A 17,641-nucleotide genomic window follows, 5' to 3' on the forward strand; every position below is an offset into this window, starting at 1 on the left:
ATGCGCATGCGCGCCTCGTACATCAACGGCTCGTCCGGCGACAACGTGAACTCCACCACCTACGGCGCCTGGAAGTACTTCTACTTCACCAAGTAGGGCCGTCAGGTCCTCAGCTCACGGCCGTGGGAGTTCTCGCCGCAATCGCGGCGAGGACTCTCGCGGCCGTTCGCGTTCCGTCCGGCGAACGGCTCACTTGTGGGCGTGCTCGCCCACGTAGAACAACAGGTAGACGAAGCCCGCGAAGAGATGCGTGGCGAAGACGTACACGAAGACGCGCAGCGCGACGCCGCGCTCCTTCCAGCTCTCGCTCTCGCTCACTGGCCCCGCCTCTCCCGGTCCCGCGTGCCCGGCGCGCACCGGGAAGTCCTCGTCCAGGGTACGTACCGCCGGCGCCTCTCCCGGGCGCCGGAATAGAGAGGGCCGGTGCCCCGTTGTAGGCCATGAAAGAATTGGTTTAAGGTTCAACCATTGCTATTCACGCTTACGGAGGCGGGCGCCATGCAGTTCGGGATCTTCACCGTCGGAGACGTCACCACCGACCCCACGACCGGTAGGACACCGACCGAGCATGAGCGGATCAAGGCGACCCTCGCGATCGCACTGAAGGCCGAGGAAGTGGGCCTGGACGTCTTCGCGACCGGCGAGCACCACAACCCGCCGTTCGTCCCGTCCTCGCCGACGACCACGCTCGGCTACATCGCCGCCCGCACCGAGAGCCTGATCCTGTCCACGTCCACCACCCTCATCACCACCAACGACCCGGTGAAGATCGCCGAGGACTACGCGACGCTCCAGCACCTCGCGGACGGCCGTGTCGACCTGATGATGGGCCGCGGCAACACCGGCCCGGTCTACCCGTGGTTCGGCAAGGACATCCGCCAGGGCATCCCGCTCGCCGTCGAGAACTACGCGCTGCTGCACAAGCTGTGGCGCGAGGACGTCGTCGACTGGGCGGGCAAGTTCCGCACGCCGCTGCAGTCGTTCACCTCGACCCCTCGCCCGCTGGACGGCGTCCCGCCGTTCGTCTGGCACGGCTCGATCCGCTCCCCGGAGATCGCCGAGCAGGCCGCGTACTACGGCGACGGCTTCTTCCACAACAACATCTTCTGGCCCATCGAGCACACCAAGAAGATGGTGAACCTCTACCGCCGGCGGTACGCGCACTACGGGCACGGCACCGCCGAGCAGGCCATCGTGGGCCTCGGCGGTCAGGTGTTCATGCGGAAGAACTCGCAGGACGCGGTACGGGAGTTCCGCCCGTACTTCGACAACGCGCCGGTCTACGGACACGGCCCGTCCCTGGAGGACTTCTCGCAGCAGACACCGCTGACCGTCGGCTCCCCGCAGGAAGTCATCGAGCGGACCCTGTCGTTCCGTGACGCCGTGGGCGACTACCAGCGCCAGCTGTTCCTGATGGACCACGCAGGACTGCCACTGAAGACGGTCCTGGAGCAGCTCGACATCCTCGGCGAGGAGGTCGTCCCGGTACTGCGCAAGGAGTTCGCCAACCTGAGGCCGGCCGGAGTGCCGGACTCCGCACCGGTCCACCCCGCCGTCGCCGCCCGCACCAAGGAGATCTGACCCACCATGCAGACCGAGGCTCTGAAGATCGTCGCCGTCTCCGCCGGGTTGAGTCAGCCGTCGTCGACCCGGCTGCTGGCCGACCGGCTCGCGGCGGCCGCCCGGGAGCGGCTGACCACCGATCAGGACAGGCCGGTCGAGATCCAGGTCATCGAGCTGCGCGACCTGGCCGTCGACATCGCGAACCACCTGGTGACGGGCTTCCCGCCGCAGCCGCTGGACGAGGCGATCGACGCGGTGGCGACGGCGGACGGTCTGATAGCCGTGTCCCCCGTCTTCACCGCCTCGTACAGCGGCCTGTTCAAGTCGTTCTTCGACCTGATCGACAACACGGCGCTGACCGGCAAGCCCGTCCTGATCGCGGCGACCGGCGGCACCGCCCGGCACTCGCTCGTCCTGGAGCACGCGATGCGGCCGCTCTTCGCGTACCTGCGGGCCACCGTCGTACCGACCTCCGTGTACGCGGCGTCGGAGGACTGGGGCTCGTCCGGCGACGAGTACACCGAGGGGCTGCCGTCGCGCATCCGGCGCGCGGGCGGCGAGCTCGCGCGGATGATCTCGGGCGGCCGGGCGGCCTCCGGGGCGTCGAGGGCTCTTGGGCTCGACGACGAGGTGGTGCCGTTCGAGCAGCAGCTCGCCGATCTGCGGCTGGACTGAACGCCGGGGCGCACGGATACCCGGACGCCCAAATGACGGCGGCCGGACCGACAGTCGATCCCACGTCCGGTTTGATTACAGTTATCCGCAAAAAATGCGCTGTGGCGTATCGGCAGATGCGTGCTGAACCGAGCTGGAGGCAGAGATGGGCAGGATCGTGGTGGGCGTGGACGGCTCCGAGTCGTCGATCAAGGCGCTGCACTGGGCCGTACGCCAGGCCGAGCTGACCGGCGACTCGGTGGAGGCCGTCAACAGCTGGGAGTACCCCGCGACCAGCTGGGCGTCCATGATGCCGGGCATGCCGGAGGACTTCGACCCGCAGGCCGTGGCGATCGTGTCGCTCACCGAGGCGCTGGAGGAGGCCCTCGGTGCGGAGGGCGCGGCCGCGGTCAGCAAGATCGTGGTGATCGGCAACCCGGCACAGGCCCTGCTCGACCGCGCCAAGGGCGCGAACCTGCTGGTCGTCGGGGCGCGCGGGTACAGCGGGTTCAAGGCGACCCTGCTCGGCTCGGTCAGCCTCCATGTCACCCAGCACGCGCCATGCCCGGTGACGGTCGTCCGCGACTGAGAGACCTGAGCGATCCGCTGGACGGACGGCCCCACGCGCCGGTGCGCGCGGGGCCGTCCGCGTCTACAGAGCCACCACGTCCGCGACGACGCAGGCCACGTTGTCCGGGCCACCCGCCGCGTGCGCCAGGGCGACCAGTTCCCGCCCAGTACGCCCGGATCGCCGCGGCGGCCGCGCCCGCATCGAGCGCGACCACCTCCTTGATCCCGGCCAGTGGCATCCCGATCCGGCGCAGCCAGGCCACCAGCCTGGCCGTCCCCACCTGCGTCGCGTCGTAGTACCGGTAGCCGTTCACCGGATCGACCAGGGCGGGCCGGAGCAGGCCCAGCTCGTCGTAGCGGCGCAGGGCCTTCGCGGACAGCCGTGACGACCGGGCGAACTCCCCGATCGTCACGAGCGCCGCCGTGCCCTTCGCACGCGCCTCGCGTTCCACCACAGACCTCCTCGTACCGGGCGGTCCGCCCGGCCCCACCGATGCTGGGGGCTTCCCCCGCGGAGAAGGTCAAGGATGACGGAGAAGCGCGGGGCTCAGTCCTTTGTCACGTAGAACGCATAGAACGCGCACACGAGCATCCCGGCGCCGGTGACCAGGCCCAGGACGGTGGCCGCGAGCACGCTCGTCTTGTCGGACAGGCTGTAGAGGAAGCCGACCGAACCGCCGAACAGCGTGCCGTACGCGATGGCCTTGGCCTCCACCGGCAGTCGCTTCTGCGCCCGGCCGAGGGCGTAGCAGAGAGCCGCCAGCACGGCGCCGGAGATCAGACCGAGCGCGAGCTGCGTGCCGGTGAGCACACCGCCGCCGCGCACGATGGACGTCGCCCACCAGCCCACGATCACGCCCAGCGTGACGGGCATGGCCCAGCTGAGTGTGCTGGGGTGCTTGGTGCGCGCAGGCGCGGCGCGGCGTGACATCGAAGCGTGTGTGGCCATGGCCGTGAACTCCTTCCGTGGCCCCCTGTTCACTCAAGGGCACACCCGGTTGCGCCGCCCGGCAACTCGAATGGCTCACTGCCCTGGGCGCGGCGTCGCCGTCCGGGATTCCCTTGAGGAATGCGGACCTATATCTCAGCGGCTCTGTCGGCGGTAGTGCTGGTGCTGCTCGCTTTCCTCGTCCCGCTGAGCGCGCTGTCCGCCTGGGTCGATCTGGAGATCGACAACACGGACCGGTACGTCGCGGCGGTGGAGCCGCTCGCCTCCGACCCCGGCGTGCAGGCCACCATGTCCACTCTGATCACCGACGAAGCGACGAAGCAGATCGACGCCGGGCTGCTCCAAGGCGCCTCGATGGACTTCCTGCACGGGGCGGTGCAGTCGTTCACCACCACGGATGCCTTCCGTTCCGCCTGGGTGGCCGCCAACCGCACCGCCCACGAGGCCGTCACCGACGCGCTGAACGGTGAGAGCGGCGAGGCCGTGGTCATGGACCTGGCGCCGGTGATGCGGCAGGCCAAACAGAACCTCGTGGACAACGGGGTGCCGTTCGCCGACGGATTCCCGGTCCGGCGGACCGACGTCACCCTGCTCTCCGCCGGCCGCGCCGACCAGCTGCGCCAGACGTTCCGCCTGCTGCGGGCCGGCAGCATCTGGCCCGCCGTCGGCACGCTGGTGTTCGCCGTCGCCGCCGTGCTGGTGGCGGCGGTGCGCGGCGGGCCCGGACGACGGGGCTCCGCCCTCGCCGCGCTGGCCGCCACGGCGGTCGTCGGGCTCGGCCTCGCGATCGGTGCGCTGGTGCTGCGCGGGGCGATCGCGGTCGCCCGGAACCGGGTGCTGGCCGGGGTGCCTGGCAGTGATCGCGACGGGGCGGCGGCGGTGTACGACGCGCTGACGAGTCCGCTCCGTACCGCGGTGTGGATCGCTCTCGCCGCCGGGCTGGCGGTGGCGCTGTGCGCGGCGTTCGCGCGGATGTGGGCGGGGCGCAGGTCCGCACGGCCCGAGCCGGCCGCACCCGGAAGAGGATCCGGGCCTTTGACGCCGCTCACCGCGAAAGGCCCCGTCCCCGGGAACGACCGCTGACGCCGGGTTCGACGTGCGGCGACGCGCGGGCCGGGGAAGAGTGGAGCCCGAGACTGCGTCACTGTCTGGGCGACTGAGAGGTCATCCGTATGCGAGCCGTAGCCGTCAGCGCGTTCCGGGCCGAGCCGACCCTGGTCGAGGTGCCCAAGCCGATTCCCGCAGCAGGCGACGTACGGGTGCGGATCGAGTACGCCGCGCTCAACCCGTCCGACTGGCAGACCGCGGACGGCGCCCTGGAAGGACAGGCGTCGCATGTCTTCCCCCTGGTCATCGGCGTGGACTACGCGGGCCGGGTGGACATGATCGGCACCGGCGACAACCGCTTCCGGGTCGGCGACGCGGTCTTCGGACGGGTCACCGCATCGCCGGTCGGCGCGGGCACCTACTGCGAATACGTGTCCGTCCCACAGGACTCCGCGATCGCCCTGGTCCCGGACGGCCTCCCCCTGCGGATCGCCGCCGCGCTGCCGACCGCCGGGATGACCGCCGCCCAGATCCTGGAGACGGCGGTGCTCCGCGGCCACGAGAGCCTGCTGGTCCTCGGGGCGGCGGGCGGCGTCGGCAGCTGTCTGACCCAGCTCGCGGCCGCCCGGGACCTGCGCGTCCTCGCGGCGGTGCGGGGCGACGAGGGGTGGCGGATGGGGGCGCTCGGCGCCGCCGTCACCATCGACACGACGGCTCGTCCGCTCGAAGAGGCGGTAAGGGAGGTTTCTCCGGGCGGCGTCGATGCGCTCGTCGACCTGGTCTCCACCACGCCGGAGGCGTTCGCGGGCATGGCGGCGCTGGTGCGGAGCGGCGGTGTCGCCGTCAGCACGCGGGGCGTCGCCGGCGGGGCCGCTGTTCCCGAGGGCGTCGGGTCCATCGACTTCCGGCTCGAACCGACGCCCGTTCTGCTCGACGTCCTGGCGGCGGGCGCCGCGGAGGGTGTGCTGAACGTGCTCATCGACATCGAACTCCCGCTGGAGAAGGCCCCGCAGGCCCTCGACCGGAACCGCACGGGCGGCGCCCGCGGCAAGACCTTGTTCGCGCTCTGACCCGCGCCCCGGAAGAACCGCTCGCAGAGGGGGTCCGAACAAGCCTGAACGAGGCCGAAGGAGGCGTCATGGACGACCGGGAGATCATCGACAACATCGGCGGTCTGGTCTCCGAGGAGCGGGACCTGCGCGACCGCTCCACCCGGGAGAAGACGGGCCTCTCCACGGACGAGAAGTCACGTCTGCGCACGGTGGAGACCCAACTCGAACAGTACTGGGATCTGTTGCGGCAGCGCCGCGCGCTCAGCGAGTTCGGCGAGGACCCGTCCGGGGCGAGGGTGCGCTCGCCCGGCGAGGTGGAGGGTTACCAGAGCTGAACGCACGGCACCGGAGGCGGAGAACATTGGCTGATGCCGAGGCGGACAGGAAACGGTCCGCGCCACCGGCCTGGCTGCTGACCGGACTTCGGCCGCAGCCCGCCCCCGTGCCGTGGGCCGCGGTCGTCCGCGCCTCCATCGCCCTGGCGGCACCGCTCGCCGTCGGCTTCGCGCTGGACCGGCCCGCGTACGGCGCGCTCGTCTCCATGGGCGCGCTCTCCGGTGTCATCGGCGACACCGCCGACGCGTACCGGATGCGGATCATCAACATCGCCGTTCCGCAGCTGTTCGGCGCGCTCGGCATCATGCTCGGCTCGTTCGTGTACGGGACGGACTGGCCGGCAGTCGGTGCGCTGGCCGCCGTCGCCCTGGTCTCCGGAATGATGTCGACGATCGGCGCCGTGGCCTCCGTGTCCGGACTGCTGCTCCTGCTCAACTCGGTTGTCGCCGCCGGACTGCCGCTGCCGAAGCCCTGGTGGGTGGCGCCGCTGCTGCTGATGCTCGGCGGCCTCTTCGTGCTCGCCCTGACGCTGCTGGCATGGCCGCTGCGGCGGAAACTGCCGGAACGGGTCTCGGTCGCGGACACCTACCTCACGGTCGCCGATCTGCTGGCCGCCGCGGGCACCGACGCGTACGAGAAGCGCCGGCAGGCAGTCACCCGGTCGCTGAACACCTCGTACGACCTGATCCTCGCCCGCCGGGCCCGCTACCACGGCCGCAGCGGTTCGATGGCGCGGCTGGTCGCCCAGCTGAATGTGGTCATCCCGCTCGTCGAGGCGGCGCCCGCGGTGCATGTACGGCGGCGTCCGCTGCCCGACTCGATCCCGGCGGCGGTACGTGACCTGGCGGAGGCCGTCGAGGAGAGCCGCACCGGCGGTACCGAACCGGAACTGCCCGCGCCCGACTCACCCGCCACCCGGGCGGTGGACAGCGCACTGCGCCACGCGGCGGCCGTCGTGCACAACGCCGAGGCCGATGCGTACAACATCGACGACCGGCTCGGACGCCCCGCCGCGCTGGGGATACGGATCCGGCGGTCGACCCGCGCCGTGCTGTTCTCCGGGACCTCCTGGCGGTACGGCCTGCGGCTGGCCCTGTGCATCGGCCTGGCCCAGGCACTGACCTCACTGATCTCCGTGGACCGCTCCTACTGGGTGGCGCTGACCGTCACGTTCGTGCTCAAGCCGGACTTCGGCTCGGTCTTCTCCCGCGCTGTGCTGCGTGCGGTGGGCACGGCGGCCGGTCTCGTCATCGCCGCGCCCGTCCTCGCCGAGGTGCCGATCGGGTGGTGGGACGTGCCGGTGATGGTGCTGCTGGCCGCGCTGATCCCGGCGCTCACGGCCAAGGGGTACGCGTTCCAGACCGCGGCCATCACGCCGGTCATCCTGCTGCTGTCCGATCTGCTGAGCCACCGGGGCGTCGGTCTGGTGGAGCCCCGCCTGGTGGACAGCCTGATCGGCTGCGCGATCGTGCTGGTGGCGGGCTATCTGCTGTGGCCGGAGAGCTGGCACACCCGGATCGGCCACCGGCTCGCGGACGCGGTGGCGGACATCGCCGACTATGTGGGTTGCGCGTTCGACCCGGGGTGCGACGGCAGCGGGGTCACCCGCACCGACCAGGCGGAACGGGCGCGGTCCCGGCTCCGCATCTACCGCGATCTGTCCTCCGTGCGTTCCGAGTTCCAGCGCGCCCTGACCGAACCGCCACCGGTCGGCACCCGGGCCGCTGCCTGGTTGCCGCTGGTCGTCGCGGTCGAGCGGATCGTGGACGCGGCGACGGCGGCCCGGGTCCGGGTGAACCACGGGGCGCCGGAACCGGCGCCCGCGGAGGTGGCCGAGATCCGGCAGCACCTGCGGGAACTGGCGGAACGGCTGCGGGCGACCGAGGTCCTGGTGGGAGTGCGCACCGAACTGCCGGGCGACGAGGAAGGCGTGCTGGCGCCGCTGCGCCAGGAGGTGGCGGCGGCAAGGGCGATCGCCTCACCACAGCCGTAGAGGGCCGCGGGAACGTGACGGATCAGGGCGCATGTGTCGCGTTCCCGCAGCGGTATGCAGCCCGCGGCTGCGCGCCGGTGCCCGGCTCAGACCGGGTGGTCCCCGGGGCCACGGCCCTGCAGGCGCTCCATCTCGCGGCGGTCACGTTTGGTCGGGCGGCCCGTACCCCGGTCGCGGACCGGCACCTGGATGACCGCTTCCCGCGGCGGCGGGGGCGGACTGTTGTCGACGAAACACTCCGCGGCCACCGGAGGGCCGACCCTCTTCTTCACGATGCGCGACACCACGACGATCCGGTCCCGGCCGCCGTGCCGGAGCCGTACCTCGTCCCCCACATGCAGGGTCTGCGCGGGCTTGGCCCGGTCGCCGTTGACCCTGACGTGCCCGGCGCGGCAGGCGGCAGCGGCCTGCGAGCGGGTCTTGGTCAGCCGTACCGACCAGATCCAACTGTCGACGCGGACGCTTCCCTCCGCCTGCGGTGCCTCACCGGAAACCATGGATCCGACTCTAGACGCCGTGCAGACGTCACGTAACGCTCGTGGCGTCCAGGTCCACTCAGCTGTAATCACGGGACTACGATGCGGACAGTCTTCCCGAACGGACCAACCACTTCCGTTCGGACTTTCGAAGATCTGTTTCTGACATGCCGCCACATGTCGTGCCGCTGAAGGATGTACGGGACTCCGGCCGGGGCACGGCCCACTTCCGGAAGCAGTTGAGAACAGCGATGCGCAGCATGCCCGACCGGCCCGGCCGTGGGCTCCAGCCCAATGTCCTCGGCACGTTCCACACGATTGTGATGGCCGTGGCGGGCAGCGCCCCCGCCTACTCGCTGGCCGCAACCAGTGCCGTGCTCGTCGGCACGGTCGGTCTCGGTGGTCCCGCCGCCCTGCTGTACTGCGCGATACCGATGCTCGGTATCGCCCTCGCCTACCGGCAGCTCGGCCGGATCGACGTGAACGCGGGCGCCGGCTACTCCTGGGTGGGCAGGACCCTGCACCCGTTCCTCGGCTTCCTCAGCGGCTGGGCACTCGTCGTCGCGGCGACCCTGTTCATGGTCGCGGGATCGCTGCCCGCCGGGACGATGACGCTGACCGTGATCGACTCCCGGCTCGCCGACGACACGACGCTCGCCACCTTCATCGGGGCCGGCTGGTTCCTGGTGATGCTGCTCGTCGTGCTCGGCGGAGCCCGGCTCAGCGCCCGCACCCAGCTGGTGATCTCCGGGGTCGAGCTGGTGATCCTGCTGGTCTTCGCGGTCGTCGCACTCGTCCGCGGGACCGGCCCGGGTGAAGGCACGGGTGCCGGACCCGGCGTCGCGCACGCCTTCGACTGGTCCTGGCTCGGCTTCGAGCACTTCGACGGCGTCTCCGGCTTCGCCTCCGGTGCACTGATCGCCGCCTTCTACTACTGGGGCTGGGACGTCACCGGCAACCTCAGCGAGGAGACCCGCAACAGCCGCCGCACCACGGGCCTGGCCGGGATCGTGGGCGTGCTCACCGTCTTCGCGCTCGTCGAGGTGTTCACCATCGCGGTGAACGTGATCCTCTCGGCCGACGACATCGAGCGGCACAGCGCCAACGTACTGACCGTGCTCGGCGAACGGGTCTGGCCCGGCGTCGGCGGAAAGCTGCTGGTGGTGGCCGTGATGCTGTCGACCGTCGCCACGCTGCAGACCACACTCGTCCAGGTCACGCGCTCGCTGTTCGCGATGGGCCGCGACCACACGATGCCCGCCGCGTTCGGCCGGGTGCACCGCAGCTGGAACACCCCGTGGGTGGCGGTCGCCGCCGTCGGAGGCGTCGCTCTCGCCCTGATCCTCGCCTCCCTCGCCCTCGGCCCGGTCCACCACATCCTGGGCGTGGCCGTCGAGGCCATCGGGCTTCAGGTCGCCGTGTACTACGGCCTCGCGGGCCTGGCCGCGGTCGTCGCGTACCGCAAACTGCTGTGCCGCTCGGTCGCGGACCTCGTCCTCGGCGGACTCTGGCCGCTGACCGGCTCGCTCTTCATGTTCTGGATCTTCTTCGAAGCGCTCGGCGACTTCAGCGCGACGGCGCTCGCGCTCGGCCTGGGCAGTCTCGCCGTGGGAGCCGTCCCGATGCTCTGGTACTGGCGGCGCGGCAGCTCGTACTACCGGCCGGCGAAACTCGACGCCTCGCAGACCGTACGGGCCGAGGAACCGTCCGACTACGCCGACTCCACGACGATCGTCACCGATTACTGATGGCTGTACGCCGCCGTACACCCCCGCCGGTGCACTTCGACCCGGATCTCGGCGACCGGCCGCTCACCGCGGCCCGCCAGGACATCGTCATCGGCCGCTGGCAGGGCGTACGCGATCTGCTGCACGCCTCCGGCAACCGGTGGGCCCTGCGGACCCACCGGATCCGGATCCTCGCCCACGCCGTCGCCGGCAGCACCACCGTGGAGACCTGGCTGGGCGCCGAGCCGAAGAGCGCCGACGCGCAGGTGCTGAAGGCGGCGACCGAAGTGGTCCGGCTGTTCGGACGGGCCGTCGCGGCGGGGCGGGGCACCGGACTCGACCAGAACCGGGTGGACCGGGTCGTCGACTGCTGTCTGCGGGCCGCCGACGTCTGCCCGCCCGATCCGATGCCCTGGGCGTCGCTGCTGACAGCGGCACGGCTGTACGAGGACGGGGCCAGGCGACGCGTCACACAGTGGTGGGACGAGCTGCTCCGCCGCGATCCGCACCACATGGAGGGGCACACCCAGCTGCTGCGGTACTACTCGGCGCGCTGGCACGGCACCCACGGCACCATGTACGACTTCGCGCGCGACGCGGCGGGTGCGGCACCGCCCGGTTCGCCGCTGCCGGTGCTGGTGCAGATCGCCAGGGTCGAGGAACACCGGTACGTCTCCGACGCCACGCACGGGCGGCCCGTCGTCGCGCCGCTCACCGGGCAGCAGCACTGGAACCACGAACTGGCCGTCACGGACGTGCGCCGCACCTGGGACCGGTGGCTCGGAATGCGCGACGCGGGACCGGTGGAGGCGGAGGAGGTCGGCGAGCTGAACTACCTGGCGCACGCCGCGTGTTACGCGGGGCGGCCGACGGAGGCCGCGGACGCGTTCCGGTTGCTGGACGGCCGGGCGGTGCGGGCGCCGTGGTCGTACACCGGGGACGCGGCGGCCCAGTTCGCGCGGTGGCGCCGCCAGGTCGCCACCGCATGAACCGATGTGCGCGGATGGAACCCCGGCTCCGTGCCGCGGCCGATCCTGCGCCGGACGGACGAGCACCCGGCGGTCCTGGATCGACGGACCTCGGGTCCGGCGCCGTTCGACACGGTCGGCAACTGGCCCGGCTCGCCGAGTCCGGCGTGATGCTAGGTGCGCGATCACGCGGTACGAGAGACTCCAAAAGAATGCAGAGTGAAGTCGGGGCCACCGCCGTCCGATTGACACGGAGGCGGGCCGCGCCACCGAACGGCCGGATCCGGCCGCTAACCTTACGTATCCGCCCTGGCCAGGGATCAATTCCCGCAGTACGGACATTCATCGCACTCAACTCATGCGAAAGGCCTCGCCCATGGGCATTCGGAGCTTGCTGCGCAAGGTGTTCGGCCGCGACCGTACGGAGCAGGACGAGCCGACGACGGCCACGGTCCCGCCCCAGACGGAGCGCACCCGGCCCACGGAGTCGGAGTCGGTCGCGGTGGACGAGCCGGTGTCCGAGACCGCACCGGCAGTCGAACCCGCGTCCGCCGCAAAGGTCTCGGTACCCGCCCCCGCCTCGCCCCGGACCCTCTCGGGCGACAGCGGCCTGGCGACGGACCTGGTGGCGGAGGCCTTCGACAAGGCCTCCGCACCCAGCCCGAAGCCCACCCACACGGTCCCGCCCCAGGGCTCGGCCTCGAAGCGCGTCATGGCCGAGGCCTCGGCGAAGGCGGAGCCGGCTGCGGCCGAGGTGGAGCCGGTGTCGGCTGCCGCCGAGGTGGAGCCGGAGGTGGAGCCGGTGTCGGCTGCCGCCGAGGTGGAGCCGGAGGTGGAGCCGGTGTCGGCTGCCGCCGAGGTGGAGCCGGAGCCGGCTGCCGCCGAAGCCGAGAAGGTAGCGCCGGCCACCGCCGCGGCCGAGATGGAGGCCGAGACCGCACCGGCCGAGGTCGAGGCGGAGGCACAACCGGTCACCACCCCCGAGGTGGAGGCCGAGACCACACCGGCCGCCGAGGTCGAGCCCGACCTCGCACCGGCCGAGATCAAGCCCGAAGCAGAACCGGTCACCACCCCCGAGCCGGAGACCGGAACCGCACCGGCCGGCAAGGCCGAGGCCGAGGCGGAACCCGTCCTCGACGAACCCGAGGCCGAGGTCGCCCAGGTCCTGGAGCCGGCCCCCGCCCCCGAGGTCGCCACCGAGCCCGAGCCGGTCATCGTCGCCGCCGCCGTCGAGCCCGAGCCCGAGCCGGTCGCCGTGGCAGCCGACGCCGCGCCGGTCACCGACGCCCTGCCGTCCGAGCCGGACACCGCCCCCGCATCGGCAGAGGTCGCCGAGGCGCCCGCCCCCGAGGCATCCGCACCCGCAGAGGTGGCCGAGGCCCCCGCCGTCGCCCTCGCCCGGGTCGAGGCCGGCGCACCCGCACTCGTCGACGCCTACAAGGCGGCCCAGGCCGGGCTGAAGACGCACGGTCTGACCGGGCTTCGGGCCACCGTGTACCTGGTGCTCGACCGCTCCGGCTCGATGCGGCCGTTCTACAAGGACGGCAGCGCCCAGCACCTCGGTGACCGCACACTCGCCCTCGCCGCGCACCTCGACGAGAACGCCACCGTGCCCGTCGTCTTCTTCTCGACCGACATCGACGGCACCGGCACGGTCGGCCTCAACGACCATGCGGGCCGGATCGACGAACTGCACGCGGGCCTCGGCCGCCTGGGCCGTACGAGCTACCACCGCGCCGTCGAGGAGGTCGTCGCGCACTACGAGAAGTCGGAGGCCACCGGCCCCGCCCTGGTGATCTTCCAGACGGACGGACCGCCGGACGCCAAGCAGCCCGCCAAGCAGGCGCTCGCCGAGGCGGCGCGGCTGCCGCTGTTCTTCCAGTTCGTCGCGTTCGGCGACGAGGACGCGAAGGGCTTCGACTTCCTGCGGAAGCTGGACGCCCCGAACGCCGCGTTCTTCCACGCCGGCCCCGCCCCGAGTGAGGTGCCCGACGCCACGCTCTACCAGGAGATCCTCGCCGCGCTCCCCGCCTGGCTCGCGGCCCGCGAGACCGCTGCCGACAACGGCTGACCAGGCAGGTCGACCGGCAGACGTACGGTCACGGCGAGCCCGCCCGCGGGCAGGGCACCGCCGTGACCGTGCCGCCGGGCACCACCGCTACAGAACGTTCGATCGAAAGACCGAGCCCCGACCCCGGCCCGTCCGACGGCAGGTCCAGCTCGTCCCGGGACACGACGCCCCGCACCGTGTCGAGCCGGACGTGCCGCTCCGGCGGGTGTTTCCCGCCGGCGCAGCCTCCGTGGCGGCGAGTTCCACGAGCATCTCCGCTCCCTCCCAGGGTGGGTCATGGCCCCCGGAAGGGGCGGCGGCGTTTATCGGTGTGAGTGGATCACCCACGGGCCGTTAGGATTTCGACCATGGCGGCCACTGGATCCGAGAAGCAGGGGGCGACGGCGTACTACGTCTCGACCCCCATTTACTACGTCAACGACGCTCCTCACCTGGGCCACGCCTACACGACCGTCGCAGGCGACGTGCTCACCCGCTGGCACCGCCAGCGTGGCGAGAAGGTGTGGTACCTCACCGGCACGGACGAGCACGGTCAGAAGATCATGCGCACTGCCGAGGCGAACAACGTCACCCCGCAGGAATGGTGCGACAAGCTCGTCGAGGAGGCCTGGAAGCCCCTCTGGGAGCACCTGAACATCGCGAACGACGACTTCATCCGTACGACGGAGAAGCGGCACACGGACCGTGTGCAGGAGTTCGTGCAGGACCTGTACGACAAGGGCGAGATCTACAAGGGCGGGTACGAAGGCCCGTACTGCGTGGGCTGCGAGGAGTACAAGCTCCCCGGCGACCTCATCGAGGCGGAGGACGGCACGAAGCTGTGCCCGGTCCACAAGAAGCCGGTGGAGATCCTCAAGGAGGAGAACTACTTCTTCAAGCTGAGCGAGTACGGCCCGAAGCTGCTGGAGTTCTACGCGAACAACCCCGGCTTCATCCAGCCCGAGTCGGCCCGCAACGAGGTCGTGAACTTCGTCAGGCAGGGCCTGCAGGACCTGTCGATCTCGCGCTCGACCTTCGACTGGGGCATCCCGGTGCCGTGGGACGAGAAGCACGTCATCTACGTGTGGATCGACGCGCTGCTCAACTACGCGACGGCGGTCGGTTACGGCGCCAACCAGGAGAAGTTCGACGGGACGTTCCCGGCCGATGTGCACCTGATCGGCAAGGACATCCTCCGCTTCCACTCGGTCATCTGGCCCGCGATGCTGATGGCGCAGGGCCTGCCGCTGCCCGGCAAAGTGGTGGCCAATGGCTGGCTGATGGTCGGCGGCGAGAAGATGTCGAAGTCGAACCTGACCGGCATCAAGCCGCAGGACCTGACCTCGCACTTCGGTGTGGACGCGTACCGCTGGTACTTCCTGCGGGCGATCGCGTACGGCAACGACGGCTCGTTCTCCTGGGAGGACTTCACCGCCCGCTACACCTCCGAGCTCGCCAACGACTACGGCAACCTCGCTTCGCGCGTCGCCGCCATGGTCGGCAAGTACTTCGGCGGGGCGCTCCCTGAGGCCACCGCCCCCGGCGAGGCCGAGAAGGCGGTCCAGGAGGGTCTCGCAAAGGCTGTCGCCACGGCCGACCGGAAGATCGGCGAGGAGCTGGACTTCCAGGCCGGCATCCTGGCGATCTTCGAGTTCGTGAAGCAGGTCAACGGCTACATCACGGAGCAGGAGCCCTGGAAGGTCGCCAAGGACGAGTCGCCCGAGGGCCGGGCCCGACTCGCGACGATCCTGTACACGGCCGCCGAGGCGCTGCGCGGTGTCGCGGTCCTGCTGAACGCGGTGATGCCGGAGACCTCGCAGAAGCTGTGGGAGTCGCTGGGCGCCGAGGAGTCCCTGGGCGCGCTGCCCGACCAGCGCGTGCAGGACGCGGGCGGCTGGGGGCAGCTGCCGGCGGGCGCGACGGTGACGAAGGGTGCGGTGCTGTTCCCGCGCCTGGAGGAGAAGCCCGCGTAGGGGCACGGGGGCCCGCACAGGGCTCGGTACGCAGATGAGGGGCCCGGACCGGTGACGGTCCGGGCCCCTCTCGTATGCGTGCGTAGGCGCAACTCATATACGTGACGTCCGGTCAGCGGGCCAGCGCCGCCCCGTCACCCATCACGATCACCGGAACCTTTGCCGGGTCGAGGATGCGCAGCAGCTCCTCCATCCGGTCCTCGGGAAGCGAGATGCAGCCCTGGGTCGGCCCGCCGTGGTCGACATGGAGCCAGATGCCGCCGCCCCGCTCCTCGCCGAGCGGACGGGTCGGGTCCAGCGGGGAGGCGCCGGGGACGCGGTTGTAGTCGATGGCGATGACGTAGTCGAACGACCCCTTCAGGGACTCCCCGTCGAAGCCTTCGCCGCTCGCCGTGAAGGCCGGGCTCTGTACGTAAGGCAGCTCGGTGCCCGGAGCTTCGAGCAGACCGCCCGCGGCCGTCAGTCCGTAGACGCCGATGGGGGTCCGGAGGTCGTTCACCCGGTGCTCGTCGGTCCAGCCGTACAGGGCGTTGTGGGCGGGCCACGGGCCGGCGGCCGGCAACCAGCCAACCGTGGGATCGTCGCGGGTGTAGAGGACGGCCGTGGCCTCGCTGGATTCGGGGGAGTCTCCGGTCACGACGAGCGCTTGCCGGGACTCGGCCGGGATCGCGGACCTGGCCGTCTGCCCCAGCATCCGGATCTCGCGGGGCCAGGTCGGGGCGGCCGGCCCGCCCGCGGCAACGGCCCCGGGGCCCGCCGCACCGATGCTGCCGCTGGGCGCGTGGGCGCCGGTGCGCACGGCGGTGGGTCCGGGTGCCGTACCTCCCGCGGCGCACCCGGTCAGCAGCAGGAGGAGGAGCGCCGCACAGACCGTGTACGGGGGACGTCTGGACGCGCGAGGGCCGGGACGGGGCACGGGTTCGGGAACAGGCACGGGGGGCTCCTAGCAGTCGGCGTCGAGGGCAGCGGGGACAGAGATCCCCGCACCAAAGTCCCCGAGCCAGTCTTTGCCGAGCCGACCGACGATTAATCAGACAAAGCGGCCATACGGCCGCATCCGATCCGGTGCGACCTGTCATCTCGGGCGTGTCCTGCTGTCCGAATGTGACCGCTCACGCGAGGGACAGGGCCCGGAACCGCGCCCTGTCGTGGCGATTCCGGGCCCGTCCCCTCGGCGGGGGAACGAAGCCTCAGAGGTCCGTGCCGTCGTGCGTCTCGTCCGGGTCCACGCCCATCGTGATCGAACCGACGACGCCGCGCGCCATGTGGTTCTTGTGGTACGAGAGCTTCATCAGCCCGCCCGTGACACCGCTCTGGTCGTAGATGGTGTCCTCGGTGAGGGTCGTACGCGTGGTGGTGCTGGTCGAGTACGGCGCGATCTTCGCCGAGTCGAGCACCGCGGACTCCGCGAAGAAGAACTGACCGGTGTGGCAGGTGCGTCCGCCCTCGTACCCGGCGTCGGTCATCTTCCCGCCGACGTGCACCTTGGTGTGGATGTGCACACAACGGCCCTGGTACCAGCCCGGGAAGATCGTCTTGAACTCCACATAGCCGTGCTTGTCGGTGAGCTGGGTGCCGCGCAGATAGCGCTCGTCGTCGGTGGGCTCCGAGTGTCCGCCACCGCCGCCACCGGGCCCACCGGGCCCACCGGACGGAGGCGTACCCGTCGGGGCGTCGGTGGGGGTGCCGGTCGGAGCATCCGTCGGAGCCCCGCTCGGCGGAGTGCCGCCACCGCCGGGGCCGCCGGAACTCATCGACTCGTAACCGGAGTAGATGCCCAGCGCGTCACAGTGCCAGATGTCGACGGCCGCCCGGCTCACGGGTTTGCAGGTGTCCGAGTCGATCACCTTGAGGCGGAGGGTCATCGGGATGCCCTCCTTGTCCTCGGTGATGTCCTTCCGGATCTTGTCGGCGTCGATGTAGTACGGGCCCTCAGTGGTCTCCGAGGTCAGCCGGTAGCACTCCTCGCCCTGCCCGGCGGCGGACTTCTTCCCACTGCCGCTGCTCGTGACCTCGTCGGCCGAGGCACCGGCGACCACGCCCGCGCCGATCCCGGCGGCCACGATCGCCGCACCACCGGCGAACACCATCCGGCGACGCGTCATGTCCTTCTTGTGTGCGGGTCCTTGAGTCTCTGTCATGCGAAGTGAGGTTAGGCAGGGCAGCTGGCAGGGGCGTGTGCGTCAGCTGTGCGTTGCTGTGGAAGGCGGCCAAGACGGGGAACAGCCCCCGGCCGACGGCCAGGGGCTGTTTCACGTGGAACGTAAGCGGAACCGCTGACGC

At 71.0% G+C, this 17,641-nt stretch carries 16 protein-coding genes and 2 pseudogenes; 11 read left to right on the top strand and 7 right to left on the bottom strand.

Features of this window, described 5'->3' with window-relative positions:
- Nucleotides 1–189: 189 nt before the first annotated feature.
- Complete coding sequence (locus ACIA8E_RS13490) at nt 190–318, bottom strand: DUF6126 family protein (protein WP_234432866.1); 129 nt, start codon at nt 316–318, stop codon at nt 190–192.
- Nucleotides 319–498: 180 nt separating this feature from the next.
- Here ACIA8E_RS13490 and ACIA8E_RS13495 point away from each other — a divergent pair, with 180 nt between their 5' ends.
- The 3 genes from ACIA8E_RS13495 to ACIA8E_RS13505 all read left to right on the top strand — a co-directional run bounded on the left by ACIA8E_RS13495 (nt 499) and on the right by ACIA8E_RS13505 (nt 2,806).
- A complete protein-coding gene (locus ACIA8E_RS13495) occupies nt 499–1,581 on the top strand; it encodes an LLM class flavin-dependent oxidoreductase (RefSeq protein WP_399297613.1) in 1,083 nt (360 codons plus the stop codon).
- A gap of 6 nt (nt 1,582–1,587) precedes the next feature.
- Nucleotides 1,588–2,238, top strand: coding sequence for an FMN reductase (locus tag ACIA8E_RS13500; protein WP_399297615.1), 651 nt, complete (start codon nt 1,588–1,590; stop codon nt 2,236–2,238).
- Between the two features lie 145 nt (nt 2,239–2,383).
- Entirely contained in the window at nt 2,384–2,806 is a 423-nt protein-coding gene (locus ACIA8E_RS13505) for a universal stress protein (protein WP_030972581.1), read from the top strand.
- Between the two features lie 142 nt (nt 2,807–2,948).
- Here ACIA8E_RS13505 and ACIA8E_RS13510 read toward each other — a convergent pair.
- A pseudogene (locus ACIA8E_RS13510) lies at nt 2,949–3,239 on the bottom strand (MerR family transcriptional regulator); the annotation flags it as partial.
- A gap of 95 nt (nt 3,240–3,334) precedes the next feature.
- On the bottom strand, nt 3,335–3,736 hold the full coding sequence (locus tag ACIA8E_RS13515; protein ID WP_399297617.1) for a hypothetical protein: 402 nt from the start codon (nt 3,734–3,736) through the stop codon (nt 3,335–3,337).
- A 120-nt stretch (nt 3,737–3,856) separates the two neighbouring features.
- Between ACIA8E_RS13515 and ACIA8E_RS13520 the strand changes: the two genes are divergently transcribed.
- The 4 genes from ACIA8E_RS13520 (at nt 3,857) to ACIA8E_RS13535 (ending at nt 8,164) form a co-directional block, all read left to right on the top strand.
- A complete protein-coding gene (locus ACIA8E_RS13520) occupies nt 3,857–4,819 on the top strand; it encodes a hypothetical protein (RefSeq protein ID WP_399297619.1) in 963 nt (320 codons plus the stop codon).
- Between the two features lie 89 nt (nt 4,820–4,908).
- A complete protein-coding gene (locus ACIA8E_RS13525; protein ID WP_399297621.1) occupies nt 4,909–5,853 on the top strand; it encodes an NADP-dependent oxidoreductase in 945 nt (314 codons plus the stop codon).
- Between the two features lie 68 nt (nt 5,854–5,921).
- Complete coding sequence (locus ACIA8E_RS13530) at nt 5,922–6,170, top strand: DUF2630 family protein (RefSeq protein WP_399297623.1); 249 nt, start codon at nt 5,922–5,924, stop codon at nt 6,168–6,170.
- Between the two features lie 26 nt (nt 6,171–6,196).
- Nucleotides 6,197–8,164 (top strand): FUSC family protein, encoded by a 1,968-nt coding sequence (locus ACIA8E_RS13535; RefSeq protein WP_399297625.1) that lies wholly within the window; start codon nt 6,197–6,199, stop codon nt 8,162–8,164.
- A gap of 86 nt (nt 8,165–8,250) precedes the next feature.
- On the opposite strand, the gene ACIA8E_RS13540 is transcribed toward ACIA8E_RS13535, so the two are convergent.
- On the bottom strand, nt 8,251–8,661 hold the full coding sequence (locus ACIA8E_RS13540; RefSeq protein WP_399297627.1) for an RNA-binding S4 domain-containing protein: 411 nt from the start codon (nt 8,659–8,661) through the stop codon (nt 8,251–8,253).
- Between the two features lie 239 nt (nt 8,662–8,900).
- On the opposite strand from ACIA8E_RS13540, the gene ACIA8E_RS13545 reads away from it, so the two are divergent.
- The 3 genes from ACIA8E_RS13545 to ACIA8E_RS13555 all read left to right on the top strand — a co-directional run bounded on the left by ACIA8E_RS13545 (nt 8,901) and on the right by ACIA8E_RS13555 (nt 13,406).
- Nucleotides 8,901–10,388: an APC family permease gene (locus ACIA8E_RS13545; protein WP_399298127.1), complete on the top strand. Its 1,488-nt coding sequence runs from the start codon at nt 8,901–8,903 to the stop codon at nt 10,386–10,388.
- The gene (locus tag ACIA8E_RS13550) at nt 10,388–11,356 is read left to right on the top strand and encodes a hypothetical protein (RefSeq protein ID WP_399297629.1); all 969 of its coding nucleotides are present in this window, start codon (nt 10,388–10,390) and stop codon (nt 11,354–11,356) included. Before ACIA8E_RS13545 ends, ACIA8E_RS13550 begins: the two co-directional genes overlap by 1 nt.
- A 355-nt stretch (nt 11,357–11,711) precedes the next feature.
- On the top strand, nt 11,712–13,406 hold the full coding sequence (locus ACIA8E_RS13555) for a VWA domain-containing protein (protein WP_399297631.1): 1,695 nt from the start codon (nt 11,712–11,714) through the stop codon (nt 13,404–13,406).
- On the opposite strand, the pseudogene ACIA8E_RS13560 reads toward ACIA8E_RS13555, so the two are convergent.
- Nucleotides 13,337–13,536 (bottom strand): annotated as a pseudogene (locus ACIA8E_RS13560) (two-component sensor histidine kinase); the annotation flags it as partial. The gene ACIA8E_RS13555 and the pseudogene ACIA8E_RS13560 sit on opposite strands and share 70 nt — an antisense overlap.
- Before the next feature lie 217 nt (nt 13,537–13,753).
- Here ACIA8E_RS13560 and metG point away from each other — a divergent pair.
- The gene (gene metG / locus ACIA8E_RS13565; RefSeq protein WP_399297633.1) at nt 13,754–15,358 is read left to right on the top strand and encodes a methionine--tRNA ligase; all 1,605 of its coding nucleotides are present in this window, start codon (nt 13,754–13,756) and stop codon (nt 15,356–15,358) included.
- 112 nt (nt 15,359–15,470) lie between these two features.
- Here the strand turns inward: metG and ACIA8E_RS13570 are convergent, their stop codons facing one another.
- Together ACIA8E_RS13570 and ACIA8E_RS13575 are read right to left on the bottom strand one after the other, a co-directional pair.
- Nucleotides 15,471–16,274, bottom strand: coding sequence for a hypothetical protein (locus ACIA8E_RS13570; protein ID WP_399298129.1), 804 nt, complete (start codon nt 16,272–16,274; stop codon nt 15,471–15,473).
- Between the two features lie 274 nt (nt 16,275–16,548).
- Nucleotides 16,549–17,499, bottom strand: a complete 951-nt coding sequence (locus ACIA8E_RS13575; protein WP_399297635.1) for an intradiol ring-cleavage dioxygenase — start codon at nt 17,497–17,499, stop codon at nt 16,549–16,551.
- Nucleotides 17,500–17,641: the final 142 nt, after the last annotated feature.

The organism is Streptomyces sp. NPDC051664, assembly GCF_044453545.1.
In the GTDB taxonomy this organism is placed as follows: domain Bacteria; phylum Actinomycetota; class Actinomycetes; order Streptomycetales; family Streptomycetaceae; genus Streptomyces.